The sequence below is a fragment of the Geodermatophilus sp. SYSU D00779 genome, from assembly GCF_054050595.1.
The window spans coordinates 1-13,179 of the sequence record NZ_JBJGZQ010000041.1; the positions used below are offsets into that span (position 1 = coordinate 1).

Annotated in this window: 11 protein-coding genes; 3 read left to right on the forward strand and 8 right to left on the reverse strand. The window is 73.4% G+C overall.

The window, feature by feature from the left end:
• Positions 1–299 precede the first annotated feature (299 nt).
• The 4 genes from ACI79G_RS23105 to ACI79G_RS23120 form a co-directional block, all read right to left on the reverse strand.
• Complete coding sequence (locus ACI79G_RS23105) at positions 300–1,040, reverse strand: alanyl-tRNA editing protein (protein ID WP_456883375.1); 741 nt, start codon at positions 1,038–1,040, stop codon at positions 300–302.
• 98 nt (positions 1,041–1,138) lie between these two features.
• Positions 1,139–1,651 (reverse strand): universal stress protein, encoded by a 513-nt coding sequence (locus ACI79G_RS23110; RefSeq protein WP_456883376.1) that lies wholly within the window; start codon positions 1,649–1,651, stop codon positions 1,139–1,141.
• A 208-nt stretch (positions 1,652–1,859) separates the two neighbouring features.
• Entirely contained in the window at positions 1,860–2,981 is a 1,122-nt protein-coding gene (locus ACI79G_RS23115) for an aromatic ring-hydroxylating oxygenase subunit alpha (RefSeq protein ID WP_456883377.1), read from the reverse strand.
• Positions 2,982–3,130: 149 nt separating this feature from the next.
• Positions 3,131–3,925, reverse strand: coding sequence for an IclR family transcriptional regulator (locus ACI79G_RS23120; RefSeq protein WP_456883378.1), 795 nt, complete (start codon positions 3,923–3,925; stop codon positions 3,131–3,133).
• A 119-nt stretch (positions 3,926–4,044) separates the two neighbouring features.
• On the opposite strand from ACI79G_RS23120, the gene ACI79G_RS23125 reads away from it, so the two are divergent.
• The 3 genes from ACI79G_RS23125 to betA all read left to right on the forward strand — a co-directional run bounded on the left by ACI79G_RS23125 (position 4,045) and on the right by betA (position 7,293).
• Positions 4,045–4,371, forward strand: a complete 327-nt coding sequence (locus tag ACI79G_RS23125; protein WP_456883379.1) for a bifunctional 3-phenylpropionate/cinnamic acid dioxygenase ferredoxin subunit — start codon at positions 4,045–4,047, stop codon at positions 4,369–4,371.
• Positions 4,368–5,540, forward strand: coding sequence for an NAD(P)/FAD-dependent oxidoreductase (locus tag ACI79G_RS23130; RefSeq protein WP_456883380.1), 1,173 nt, complete (start codon positions 4,368–4,370; stop codon positions 5,538–5,540). Before ACI79G_RS23125 ends, ACI79G_RS23130 begins: the two co-directional genes overlap by 4 nt.
• A gap of 67 nt (positions 5,541–5,607) precedes the next feature.
• The gene (gene betA / locus ACI79G_RS23135) at positions 5,608–7,293 is read left to right on the forward strand and encodes a choline dehydrogenase (RefSeq protein ID WP_456883381.1); all 1,686 of its coding nucleotides are present in this window, start codon (positions 5,608–5,610) and stop codon (positions 7,291–7,293) included.
• A gap of 62 nt (positions 7,294–7,355) precedes the next feature.
• Here betA and ACI79G_RS23140 read toward each other — a convergent pair whose 3' ends face one another.
• The 4 genes from ACI79G_RS23140 to ACI79G_RS23155 all read right to left on the reverse strand — a co-directional run bounded on the left by ACI79G_RS23140 (position 7,356) and on the right by ACI79G_RS23155 (position 13,106).
• Positions 7,356–8,033, reverse strand: a complete 678-nt coding sequence (locus ACI79G_RS23140; protein WP_456883382.1) for a 3'-5' exonuclease — start codon at positions 8,031–8,033, stop codon at positions 7,356–7,358.
• Positions 8,033–9,859, reverse strand: a complete 1,827-nt coding sequence (locus ACI79G_RS23145) for a putative nucleotidyltransferase substrate binding domain-containing protein (RefSeq protein WP_456883383.1) — start codon at positions 9,857–9,859, stop codon at positions 8,033–8,035. The genes ACI79G_RS23140 and ACI79G_RS23145 overlap by 1 nt, the downstream gene beginning before the upstream one ends.
• A 97-nt stretch (positions 9,860–9,956) precedes the next feature.
• Positions 9,957–11,600 (reverse strand): APC family permease, encoded by a 1,644-nt coding sequence (locus tag ACI79G_RS23150; protein ID WP_456883384.1) that lies wholly within the window; start codon positions 11,598–11,600, stop codon positions 9,957–9,959.
• A gap of 39 nt (positions 11,601–11,639) precedes the next feature.
• On the reverse strand, positions 11,640–13,106 hold the full coding sequence (locus tag ACI79G_RS23155; RefSeq protein WP_456883385.1) for an aldehyde dehydrogenase family protein: 1,467 nt from the start codon (positions 13,104–13,106) through the stop codon (positions 11,640–11,642).
• Between the last annotated feature and the right edge of the window lie 73 nt (positions 13,107–13,179).

The following is a 13,179-nucleotide window of genomic DNA, read 5'->3' on the forward strand; positions in this document are numbered from 1 at the left end:
GCCGCGGCCAGCAGCGGGCCCAGCCGGTCCAGCAGCGCCGGGCCGACCAGCGGGGTGAGGTCCTCGGCGGCCAGGGCGTCGAGGGAGGCATACAGCTCGTCCACGACACCTCCCACCGGATCGATCAGCTGTTCGAAGCCTAGCCGATCGAGGACGCTGCAGCAGCATGAATCCCCAGCTCAGCGGCTTGTCCACAGACGTGGGGGAGCCCCTTGACATCCTCAGTGCCCGGGAACGCCCACTGGCGGGATCGCACGGGGCCGTCCCACGTCCACTGGTCTCTGCGGCACAGCTCGTCGTCACACGATGCGGATGCGCAGCCGCCGGAACCCGCGGCCCTTGTTCTCCATCTTGACCACCTCGACCCGGCCGACCATCGCCGTCGAGGCCACGTGCGTGCCGCCGTCGGCCTGCAGGTCCAGGCCGACGATGTCCACGATCCGGACCTCCTCGATGTCGGGCGGCAGCAGGTCGGTCGCCGTCCGGATCAGGTCGGGGATCGCGTAGGCCTCCGCACGCGGCAGCGTACGCACCTCGATGCGCCGGTCCGCGGCGATCTCCGCGTTGACCGCCTCGGCGACGCGGTCCTTGAAGTCGGCCGGCACCTCGGCCAGGTCGAAGTCCATGCGCGCGGTCAGCGGCTCCATGTTGCCCCCGGTGACCTTCGCGCCGAAGTCGCGCAGGACGACGCCGGTGAGCACGTGCAGGCCCGAGTGCGTCCGCATCAGCGCCGTCCGCCGCTCGTCGTCCAGCGCCCCGCGGACGGCGGTGCCCGGGGGCGGCACCGGGTCGCCCTCCACCGGGATCAGGTACAGCTCGTCGCCCTTGCGGGTGCCGGCGATGCGGGTGCGGACGCCGCCCCACAGCAGCACGCCCTCGTCCGGCGGCTGCCCCCCGCCGCCCGGGTAGAAGGCGCTGCGGTCGAGGACGATGCCCTGCTCGGGATCGGCCGCGACGACCGTCGCGTCCCACTCCCGGACGCTGGCGTCGGTCAGGTCGAGGCGGTGGGTGTGCCCGTGCTGGTCGCCGGCGGTGGTCACCCCGGCATGCTGCCCGTTCCGGGGGGACTGCGGCCACCGTCAGCGCCCCGGGCCCGGCCCGGCGACGACACCCCTCCGCCTCGGCCCGTCCCCCGCCGTCAGGCCCCGGCGTGGGCCGCTCCGGTACCGGTCCGGACGACCGTGACCGGGCAGGGGGCGTGGCGCACGACCTGGTCGCTGACCGAACCGAGCAGCAGCCCGGTGAAGCCACCGCGGCCGCGGGCGCCGACCACGAGGAGGTCGGCCCGCACCGCCGACTCGATCAGCCCGCGCACGGCGGTGCCGTGGGTGACGTGGCAGGTCACCGGCAGCGCGGGGTCCAGGCGAGCGGCGGCCACGTCGGCCTCCAGGTCGGCACGCACCGCCTGCTCGAAGTCCTCGAACGGGGGGATGTAGCCCGGCGCCCACGTCGCCGGCCGCGGGGCCGTGGTGATCTTCCAGGCGCGCAGCACGTGCAGCGCGAAGCCGGCGCGAGCGGCCAGGCGCGCGGCCCACTGCAGCGCCTCCTGCGCGCACGCCGACCCGTCGTGCCCCACCAGGACCCCACCGGGGACGTCGGCCACCCGGGTCACGCCCTCGTCGTCGAACTCCACGTCGATCTGCTCGGTCATGGACGCAACCTATCGTCGCCGCGGCGCCACCTCTCGTGGCCGAGGCCTGCATGGTCCGCGACCGTCGGACACGCGTCGGGGCCGGGAGGACGCTGGTCCTCCCGGCCCCGACGCGTGTCCCGCCCCGAGGCTCGCCGCGAGCCCCGTGACGTACTGGAACGGCCCCGTCCCGGGCCCCGCCCTGAGCCTGCGAGGGCGGGGCCCTCCCTCAGTCCGCCAGGCGCTGCGTCAGCCAGTCGTGGAACTCCCCGATGTGGTGCTCGGACGGGACCAGGACGCCGCCGTGGGCGTAGGCCCGGGACGACATGGCCGGCTGGGTCCGCTCGCAGGCCTCGAAGTCCTGCTCGTTGACCCGGTGGAACAGCTCCACCGACCGGGACACGTCCTTGCCGGACTCCACCACCTCGCGGGTGTAGAGCCAGTCGCACTCCACGATCGTCCGGTCGGCCGACACCGGGAACATGCGGTGGAAGATCACGTGGTCGGGCACCAGGTTGACGAAGACCGTCGGCCGGACGGTGATGGCGTAGTAGCGGCGGTCGTGGTCCTCGTCGACGCCGGGGAGCTTGTCGAAGCCCTCACTGCCGTCGACGGTGAAGCCCTGGACGTCCTCACCGAACTCCGCGCCGTGCCCGACGAAGAACTGCGCGGCGTAGCCGTCGGCGAACTCCGGGAGCACCTCGGTGAGCTCGGGGTGGATCGTCGCGCAGTGGTAGCACTCCATGAAGTTCTCGATGATGAGCTTCCAGTTCGCTTTCACGTCGTAGGTGATGCGCCGGCCCACCGTCAGCGAGTCCAGCTCGTAGCCCTCGATCGACGCGAGGTCCCCGAGCCGCTCGACGACGGCGCCCATGACCTCGTCCTCGAACGACGGGGGCTCGTCCGCCAGGCACACCCACGCGTACCCCAGCCACTCCCGCAGGTGCACCGGCACCAGGCCGTACTGCACGCGGTCGACGTCGGGCATCTTCGTCAGGTTCGGGGCCGCGACCAGCTTGCCCTCGAGGTCGTAGGTCCAGGCGTGGTACGGGCACTGGAAGGCCCGCCTGACCTCACCCGAGTCCTCCGTGCAGATCTGCGCGCCGCGGTGCCGGCAGATGTTGAGGAAGGCCCGCAGCTGCCCGTCCCGGCTGCGGACGACCAGGACGCTCTCCCGGCCGACCTGGACCTTGCGGAACTTCCCGGGGGTCGGCAGGTCCGCCGACCGCACCGCGCAGAACCACATGGTCTCGAACACCCGGGTCTGCTCGAGCGAGAAGATGGCGGGGTCGGTGTAGTACTGGCCGGGCAGCGTGGAGATGAGGCTCGCGGGCAGGTCGGTGGCGGTCATGCGGCACCTCGGTGGCGTCGGGCGTACGCGGGTACGCCGGCGGTCGGACTGTGCTGAGCAGGGTGGACCCGGTTCGTCGTCCGGAGGGAGCCCTCGCGGACGAATGTGTTGCAGATTACGGTTTGCGTTGCGTCCTGCACAACCACCCGTCAGGCGAAGAAGCCGAGCCGCCGACTCAGGGCGTCCGCCGCCTCGACCACCAGGGGGGCCACCAGGTCCCCCAGGGACGCCGGGGTCATCCGGAAGGACGGGCCGGACACGCTCACCGCTGCGGCCACCTGCCCGTCCGCGTCGCGCACCGGCGCGGCGACGGCGTTGAGGCCGACCTCGAGCTCCTCCACCGTGGCCCCCCAGCCGCGGGCCGCGACCTCCTCGAGTTGCCGCTGCAGGGCGTCCCGATCGGTGATCGTGGCGTCGGTGTAGCGCTCCAGGACGCCGGACAGCACGGCCTCCCGCACAGCGTCCGGGGCGTGGGCGAGGAGCACCTTGCCGCTGGACGTGGCGTGCAGCGGCGTCCCCCGCCCCACCCAGTTGTGGGTGCTGACCGTCGCCCGTCCCCGTACCTGGCTGATGTTGACCGCCCTGTCGCGGTCGAGGATGGCGACGTTGACCGTCTCCCCCACGTCGGACGCGAGCACCTCGCAGACCTGGCGGCCCTCCTGGGCGAGGTCGAACTGGGCCACGGTGGCGCCGGCCAGGCGGATGATCCCGAAGCCGAGGCGGTACTTGCCGCGATCGGCCAGCTGCTCGACGAACCCCCGGTTCTCCAGGACGGCGACCAGCCGGAACGCCGTCGACTTGTGCACCCCGAGCTCCGCGGCGATCTCGGTGACCCCGGCCTCGCCCCGGACCGCGAGGATCTCCAGGACGCTCAGCGCACGGTCGACCGACTGGACCAGCGCAGCCGGTCCCCGCTCGGTACCGGAACTCTCCTCGACGCTCACCAGCCCAGCCTAGAGATCGATTTCACATCGGACCCTTGACTCACCCCGAGGAGGGCCGCCAGGCTGTTCCGTCAAGAGCAAGCCGTTGCGCTGAGCGCAACCAGCCATCCGGAGTGTCCATGGTCCCGGTGTGCCCGACCGCCGCACTACCCCCCGGCGAGGCGATCCGCGTGACGGCCGGCGTGCCCGCGCCCGTCGCCGTCTTCAACGTCGACGGCGAGTACTACGCCATCGACGACACCTGCACCCACCAGGACGCCTCGCTCGCCGACGGGTGGCTGGAGGGCTGCGCCGTCGAGTGTCCCCTGCACGCGTCCTGCTTCGACCTGCGGACGGGGATGCCGTCCGGCCCACCGGCCAAGACCCCGGTGCGCACGCACGCGGTGACCGTCGTCGACGGGGTGGTCCACGTCCAGGTCGCGGTGGCGGCGGAGGGCGTGGCGTGACCGCGACCGTCGCGGTCGTGGGGGCCTCCCTGGCGGGGCTGTCGGCGGCCCGTGCCCTGCGCGCGCAGTCCTACGACGGACGGATCGTCGTCATCGGCGAGGAGGTCCACGCCCCCTACGACCGGCCACCGCTGTCCAAGGAGTTCCTCGCCGGCACGTACACGCAGGAGGACCTGGCGCTGGGCACCGCCGCCGACGAGGCGCTCGGCCTGGACTGGCGACTGGGCACCACCGCGGTCGGCCTGGACCGCGGCACCCGTGCGGTGCGGCTGGTCGACGGCAGCGAGGTCCGGGCCGACGGGGTCGTCCTGGCCACCGGCGCCCGCGCCCGCCGGCTCCCCGGGACCGAGGCACTCGCCGGCGTCCACGTGCTGCGCTCCCTGGACGACGCCGTCGCCCTGCGCGCCGACCTGCTGGCGGGCGGACACCTGGTCGTGATCGGCGCCGGCTTCATCGGGGCCGAGGTGGCCTCCACCGCCCGTGGCCTCGGGCTGGACGTCACCGTCGTCGAGACCCAGCCCGTCCCGCTGGCAGGCCCGCTCGGAGCCCGGATGGGTGCGGTCTGCGCCGAGCTGCACGCCGACCACGGCACCCGCCTGCTCTCCGGCACGGGGGTCGCCCGCCTCGTCGGCACGGGCAGGGTCGAGGCCGTCGAGCTGGCCGACGGGCGGCGGCTGCCCGCGGACGTCGTGGTCGTCGGCATCGGCGCCGTACCCAACGTGGAGTGGCTCGCCGACTCCGGCGTGGCCCTGGAGGGCGGTGTCCTCACCGACGCCCGGTGCGCGACGAACGTCCCGGGGGTCGTGGCCGTCGGCGACTGCGCGTCCTCCTGGTCCCCCGACGCGGGACGAGCCGTCCGCGTGGAGCACTGGACGCACGCCCTGGAGCAGCCCACGACCGCGGTCGCCACCCTGCTGGGCACCGACCCCGGGACGAGGCCGGCGGTCCCCTACTTCTGGTCCGAGCAGTACGGCCACCGCATCCAGTTCGCCGGGACCCGCCGGGACGGCGACGAGGTGCAGGTGGTCGAGGGCAGCTGTGCCGACCGCAGCTTCCTGGCCGTCTACGAGCGCGACGGCCGTCCCGTCGCCGTCCTCGGGGTGGACCAGCCCCGCCTGTTCACCCGCTGGCGCCGGCAGCTGCGGTCCGCCGAGCCCGCACTCCCCTGACCGCCGCTCGGGGGCCGCGAGCCCTGCCCGGCCGCCGCACCACCTCAGGACGATGGAGGAGCACGACATGAGCCAGCAGCAGTACGACTACGTCATCGTGGGCGGCGGATCGGCGGGCAGCGCCCTCGCCAACCGGCTCAGCGCCGACCCCGGCAACCGGGTGCTGGTCCTGGAGGCCGGGCGCAACGACTCCCTCTGGGACGTCTTCGTGCACATGCCGGCCGCGCTGACCATCCCGATCGGCAACCGGCTCTACGACTGGAAGTACGAGAGCGAGCCGGAGCCGTGGATGGGCGGCCGCAGGGTCTACCACGCCCGCGGCAAGCTGCTCGGCGGCTCGAGCAGCATCAACGGGATGATCTTCCAGCGCGGCAACCCCATGGACTACGAGCGCTGGGGTGCCGACGAGGGCATGGAGACGTGGGACTTCGCGCACTGCCTGCCCTACTTCAAGCGCATGGAGAACTGCACGGCCGCGGCGCCGGACGACCCGTTCCGCGGCAAGGACGGCCCCCTGGTCCTCGAGCGCGGACCGGCCACCAGCCCGCTCTTCCAGGCCTTCTTCTCCGCCGTGCAGGAGGCCGGCTACCCCCTCACCGACGACGTCAACGGCTACCGGCAGGAGGGCTTCGCGCCCTTCGACCGCAACGTGCACCGCGGCCGCCGGCTGAGCGCCGCCCGCGCCTACCTGCACCCGGTGGAGTCCCGCCCGAACCTGACCGTGGAGACCCGCGCCTTCGTCACCCGGGTGCTCTTCGACGGGAAGCGCGCCGTCGGCGTGGAGTACCGCCGCGGCCGCGGGCCGGTCCGCACGGTGCACGCCGGTGAGGTCGTCCTCAGCGGCGGTGCCATCAACACCCCGCAGCTGCTGCAGCTGTCCGGCGTCGGAAACGGCTCGGAGCTCCGGGCCCTCGGCATCGACGTCGTCGCCGACCTGCCCGGGGTCGGCGAGAACCTGCAGGACCACCTCGAGGTCTACATCCAGCACGCGTGCAAGCAGCCGGTGTCCATCGCACCGGGGATGAAGTGGTGGAACAAGCCGAGGATCGGCGCGGAGTGGCTCTTCCTCCGCAAGGGGCTCGGCGCGACGAACCACTTCGAGGCCGGTGGGTTCCTGCGCAGCAACGACGACGTCGCCTACCCGAACCTGATGTTCCACTTCCTGCCGATCGCGGTCCGCTACGACGGCTCGATGCCGGCCGGCGACCACGGGTACCAGGTGCACATCGGGCCGATGTACTCCGACGCCCGCGGCACGCTCAAGATCAAGTCCCGGGACCCGCGGGTGAAGCCGGCCATGCGGTTCAACTACCTCTCCACCGAGCAGGACCGCCGCGAGTGGGTCGAGGCGGTGCAGGTGGCGCGGAGGATCTTCGAGCAGCCGGCGTTCGCCGAGTTCAGCAGCGGCGAGATCTCCCCCGGGCCCGAGATCGAGACCCCGGAGCAGATCCTCAGCTGGGTGGCCAAGGACGCCGAGACCGCGCTGCACCCCTCGTGCACGGCGAAGATGGGCACCGACCCGCTGTCGGTGGTGGACCCGACGAGCATGCGGGTGCACGGGCTCGAGGGCCTGCGGGTCGTCGACGCCTCGGCCATGCCCTACGTGACCAACGGCAACATCTACGCGCCGGTCATGATGATGGCCGAGAAGGCCGCCGACCTGATCCTCGGCAACACCCCGCTCGCCCCTGAGCACGTCGAGTTCTACCGGCACCGGCCGGCCTCGGTCAGCGAGGCCGCCGGCCAGGCCTGAGCGACACGGCGACGGCCGCCGCTGGCCCCCGGGGTCGGCGGCGGCCGTCGTCGTGTCGCCCGTCAGGCGCGCTGGACGCGTAGCCGCGCGGAGGCCGCGGCGAGGGTGTCCACCGTCTCGGGGCCCGCCGCCTCCAGGAGCGTGGCCAGCGCGACGAAGACCTGGGCGGTCGTGAACGCGTCCCCGCTGGCCTCGTGCGGCCGGGAACTGGGGACCCCGAGCGCGCCCGCCAGACCCTCCAGGGACACCACGGACGGCGGGGTCACCCCCGTCCCGGCCAGCCACAGCCGGCCCAGCGCGCAGGTGTCGAGGACCGGCGTCCGCAGCCGCACCCCCCGTGCCCGCAGTGCGCGGCCGAGGAAGCCCCGCTCCACCCAGGCCGCGTGGGCCACCAGGACCCGCCCGGTCATGACCTGCAGCAGGCCGTCGAGCGCCTCCGACAGCGGCGGCGCGTCGGCGAGGTCGGCAGGACGCAGCCCGTGGATCCGCACCGCCTCCGCCGGCACTCCCCGCTCCGGGCGCGCCAGGCCCTCGGCGGCGGTACCGCACACGACCCGGCCACCCTCCACGCAGACCGCTCCCCAGGACACGATCTCGTGGTGCCGGGGGTCCAGACCGGTGAGCTCGAGGTCGACGACGCAGAACGACGCCTCCCGCCACGGCGTGCCCGCGGGGACCCGCGCGGCGTCCCGGTAGGCCCGCGCCGCCGCGCTCCCCGGCCGCCTCAGCAGGGACAGCATCACACCACCCCCTGCCGGAGCTGGCCGGCCAGCCGCCGCTGGACGGCGGAGACCGCGCGGAAGGCCTCCTTGAGCGCTCCGCGCGTCACCGGGTCCAGATCGGCCGGGGCGAGGTGGTCGTCGGGCCGCCGGCCGGCCCGCAGCTGCTCGACCTGGTGGTCCACCCGGAGCTCCAGCACCAGGTCGAAGGCCTCGCGGAGGGTCCGGACGTCGTCCGCCGGGAGGGTGCCCGCGTCCGCGGCCGCCCGCAGCCGGGCAGGGGTGGAGGCGCTGGTGACGCCGGCGGCCATGCCGGCCCAGCGCGCCAGGTCGACGATCGGCTGCAGCCCGCCCCGCTTGAGGTCCAGCCGGCCGGCGTGCTCCCCGCCGTGCTCGACGACGAAGTCCCGCAGGAAACCGGTCGGCGGGCGGTGGCCCAGCGCGAACCGGGCGAGCAGCGTCAGGAACCCCGGGTGGCGGCGGGCGTCCCGGAAGACCTCCGGCAGGGCCGGCCCGTTGCGGATCCCCCACACCGGCCGGCCGTCGACCATCAGCGAGACGAGCACGAGCGCGGCCTCCTGCGTCGGGTCCGCGAGCCAGCTCTGCGCGGCCGCCCGCCACCCCGCGTACGACCGCATGAACAGCGGTGCCGCGGCGACCGCGCCCTTGGTGTCCGCCGGGAAGCCGCACGCCTCCAGGCCGGCCACCACGGCCTCGGCGACGGCGCGCAGCTCGGCCTGCATCCCCTCGTCGGCGGCCCCGTACCAGACCAGCGCGCTGTCGACGTCGGACGACGGCACCGCCTCCCGGCGCGCGAGGCTCCCCAGCGCCAGCCAGGTGAAGGGCACCGACGGCTCGCCGACCTCGGCGACGGTGAGCTGGACCAGGCGCCGGGTCAGCGCGTCGGACACCACCGAGTGGATGCCGGCGATGTCCGTGGCGGCCACCCGGGCGTCGTGGAGGGCGACCACCGCAGGTCGCAGCTGGGCGGACGCGGCCACCAGGTCCTGCACCGTGCGGGCGCGGGCGATCGCCGACCGCAGGTGGAAGCTGCTGCGCGGGGCAGCGGCGAGCAGGTCGGCGTCCTCCAGCACGCCCAGCACGCGGCCGTCGGGGCTGAGCACCGGCAGGTGCCGGATGCCCCGCTCCAGCATGTCCAGGAGCACCTCGCCGCTCATGCCGTCGGCGGCGACCGTGTGCGCCGGGAAGCTCATGACCTCCTCGACCGGCGTGTCGGTGGCGATCCCCCGGGCGACGACCCGCGCCCGCAGGTCCCGGTCGGTCACGATGCCGAGCTCGCCCCCGCGCACGGCGACGACGGCCGCGGTCGCGCCCACCTCGGTCATCCGCTCGGCGGCCTCCCGCACCGACGTGCCGGGGGCACAGACGACGGGTTCGGTCCGCAGCAGGTCGGCGACCGCGCGGTGGGCGGCGTCCACGACCGGCTCGACCTCGTGCCGGCGCGGCACCGGGTCCGCGAGCAGCGAGCGGGCCACGAAGCGCAGGCCGGCCGGCTGGGTCAGCACCGGCCGCGCGGCCGCGGCGGGGATGCGGTAGCAGAGCGTGTCCTCGGCGGCCACCACGCTGAAGCGGGCCGGTAGCCCGGAGAGCATCGACGCCTGTCCGAACAGCTCCCCCACGCCGAGCTCGTCCAGGACCCGGCCGTCGTGCACGATGTCCAGCGCTCCCCGGCGGACGACGCGCAGGTGCTCGACCGGCGCCTCGCCCTGCTCGATGAGCACGGTCCCGGCCGGGAGGTACTCGACCTCGGCGGCGTCGGCGACCCGCTGCAGCTCCTCGGCGGAGAGCGCGTCGAACGGTGGCCAGCCCTGCAGGAACTCGGCCACGTCCCTCACCGCGCCCGCCGCCCGCTCCCCGACCGGCCACCCTCCAGGGCCCCGCCCCCGGCGTGCGAGGGGCGGGGCCCTGGAGGGTGGTCCTTCCTCAGCGCCGGCCGCCGACCGGGACGTCGGCACGCCCCGGGTCCTCGTCCGGGTCGCCGAGGCGCGCGGCCGGGACCGCCGTCCCGGCACCCGAGGGGGCGGGTGCACCCGGCGCCGTGCCGATGGCGTGCTCGGGCAGCACGCCGGTGTTGTGCCGGGCCCGCAGCAGGTAGTAGGCCAGCCCGACCAGCGCGATGGCACCGATGAAGACGAAGGCGCCCCACTGCAGGTACCAGTGGTGCGGCTCGGTCGCGTTGTAGACCTCCCGCCGCGGCCAGGCCAGGTTCAGCGCCATGCCCCCGCCCCACAGCACCGCCAGGATGTTGACCGGCAGGCCCCAGCGGCCGAGCGAGAAGTACGTCCCGTCGTTGCGCTCGCCGGGGACCGGCCAGCGGCCCCGCAGCCGGCTGAGCAGCATCGGCACGGTGACCAGCAGGTAGGCCAGGTAGATCATGATGATCGCGATGCTGGTGATCACCGTGAAGATCTGCGGCTGCCGGATGTTGATCAGCAGGATGCTGATGGACAGGACGCCGATGACGACCGCGGGCACGACCGGCGTCTTGCGCTTGGGGTCGACCTTCGACAGTCGGGAGCTGAACGGCAGGTTGTTGTCGCGCGCCATCGCGAACATCATGCGGATCGTCGCGGTGTGCACCGCCAGGCAGCACACGGTGATGGCGATCATGATGCAGACCAGGAACGCCTTGCCCAGCCCGGTGCCCGCGACCTGGAGCAGCACGTACTGCAGGCCGCCGGTGCTCGAGGACAGCTGCGGGTCGTTCAGGTCCTGGACCGCCATGAGACCGAAGAGCAGGATCAGGCCGCCGAGGAGGAACGACGCGGTGACCGCACGGACGATGGCCTTCGGGGCGGTGCGCCGCGGGTCGATCGTCTCCTCGCCCAGCGAGCTGGCGGTGTCGAAGCCGTACATCACGTACGCCGAGGCCAGCGCGGCGACGAGGAAGGCGCCCAGGTAGCCCAGGTCCCGGCCCTCGCCCATCCCGGCGGTGTTCGTGAGGACCTCGACGGGGCTGCGGGTCATCGCCACGGCCAGGATCACGATGATCAGCACGGCCGCGACCAGCTCGATGAAGACGCCGGCGCTGTTGATCCGTGCCATGAGCTTCACGCCGTAGGCGTTCACCAGCGTGGTGAACAGGATGAGGACGCTGCCGAGGATGACGGCGTTGACCGCGAAGTCGTAGGTGCCCGTGCCGTCACCGACGACCTGGAAGCCCGACCACAGCTGGGGCAGCGTGATCTGGTAGGCGAGGACGGTCGCCGAGAGCGTCACGATCGAGGCCGTGAGCATCATCCAGCCGGTCATCCACGAGGTGGTCCGGCTGCCCAGCCGCTTGGTCCAGTTGTAGAGCGACCCGGCCACGGGGTACTTCGCGGCCAGCTCGGCGAAGCACAGCGCCACCATCAGCTGACCGAGGAAGACCATCGGCCAGGACCACAGGTAGGCCGGGCCGCCGGCGCCGAAGCCGAAGTAGAACAGCTGGAACGTGCCGGTCAGGATCGAGATGTAGCTGACGCCGGCCGCGAAGCTGGAGAACTTGCCGATGCTGCGGTCGAGTTCCTGCTTGTAGCCGAACTCGGCGAGGTGGGAGTCGCCGTCCTGGGTGGGGTGCGCGCTCATGGGCTGTCCGTCCGGGGGATGAGGTTGGGGGGTGAGAGGTCAGCCCTTGAACCAGCGGACTGGCCCGGGGGCGGTGTTGTGCCAGATGTGCTTGGCCTCGCGGTACTCGGCGAGGCCGGACGGCCCGAGCTCGCGCCCGTTCCCCGACCGTCCGAACCCGCCCCACTCCGCCTGCGGCAGGTAGGGGCCGAAGTCGTTGATCCAGACCGTCCCGTGCCGCAGGGCTCGCGCGACCCGCTCGGCCCGGGCGGTGTCGGCGGTCCAGACCGCGCCGGCGAGCCCGTAGTCGGTGTCGTTGCCGAGCGCGATCGCCTCCTCCTCCGTGGTGAACCGCTCCACGGTGAGGACGGGCCCGAAGGACTCCTCCTGCACGATCCGCATGTCGCGGCGGCAGTCGGCGAACACCGTCGGCAGGTAGAAGAACCCACCCGCGAGCTCCGGCTCCTCGGGACGGCGGCCACCGGTGACCAGCCGGGCACCCTCACGGACACCGGCCGCGACGTACTCCTCCACGCCGGCCCGGTGCTGCTCGGAGACCAGGGGGCCGCTCTCGGTCGCCGGGTCGAACCCGTTGCCGAGACGGATGCGCCCGGCGCGCTCGGCCACGGCCGCGACGAACTCGTCGTGGATCTCGTCCTGGACGATGAGCCGGGTGCCGGCGGAGCACACCTGGCCGGCGTGCAGGAAGACCGCCGTCAGGGCGTTGTCGACGGCAGTCTCGAGGTCGACGTCGGCGAAGACGATGTTGGGGTTCTTGCCGCCCAGCTCGACGGTCACCTTCTTCACCGTCTCGGCCGCCGCCCGCAGGATCGACTGCCCGGTGCTGAGGCCGCCGGTGAACGACACCAGGTCCACGTCGGGGTGCTCGACCATCGCCGCCCCCACCTCGCGGCCACCGAGGACGAGGTTCACCACGCCCGCGGGGGCGCCGGCCTCCTCCAGCAGCTCGGTGAGCCGGATGGTGGTCAGCGGGGTGACCTCGCTGGGCTTGACGACGATGGTGTTGCCGGCCGCGAGCGCCGGTGCGACCTTCCAGGACACCTGCAGCAGCGGGTAGTTCCACGGCGTGATGAGGGAGCAGACGCCCACGGGCTCGTACACGACGCGGCTGACGACGTCGGGACGGCCGGCGTCGACCAGGCGGCCGGGGTCCTTGTCGGCGAGGTCGGCGTAGTAGCGGAACACCGAGGCCACGTCGTCGACGTCCTGCCGGCTCTCACCGACGGTCTTGCCGGTGTCCAGGGTCTCCAGCCGGGCGATGTCCTCCCGGTCCCGCACCAGGAGGTCGGCGACGCGGCGCAGCAGCGCGCCGCGCTCGGCCGCCGGGGTGCCCGACCACGCGCCCGCGTCGAAGGCCGCCCGGGCGGCACCGACGGCGGCGGCGACGTCCTCGACGGTCGCCTCGTCGACCTTCGCGACGACGCTCTGGTCGAACGGGTTGACGACCTCGCGCTGGTCCGACGAGGACCCCGGCCGCCAGGTGCCGCCGATGAAGAGGTTGGCCATGACACTCCCATGTCTGTTGCGGTATGCGGGACTGTTGTGGTCGGCGAGACAGCTTGGTCGGTGCCTCACGCCA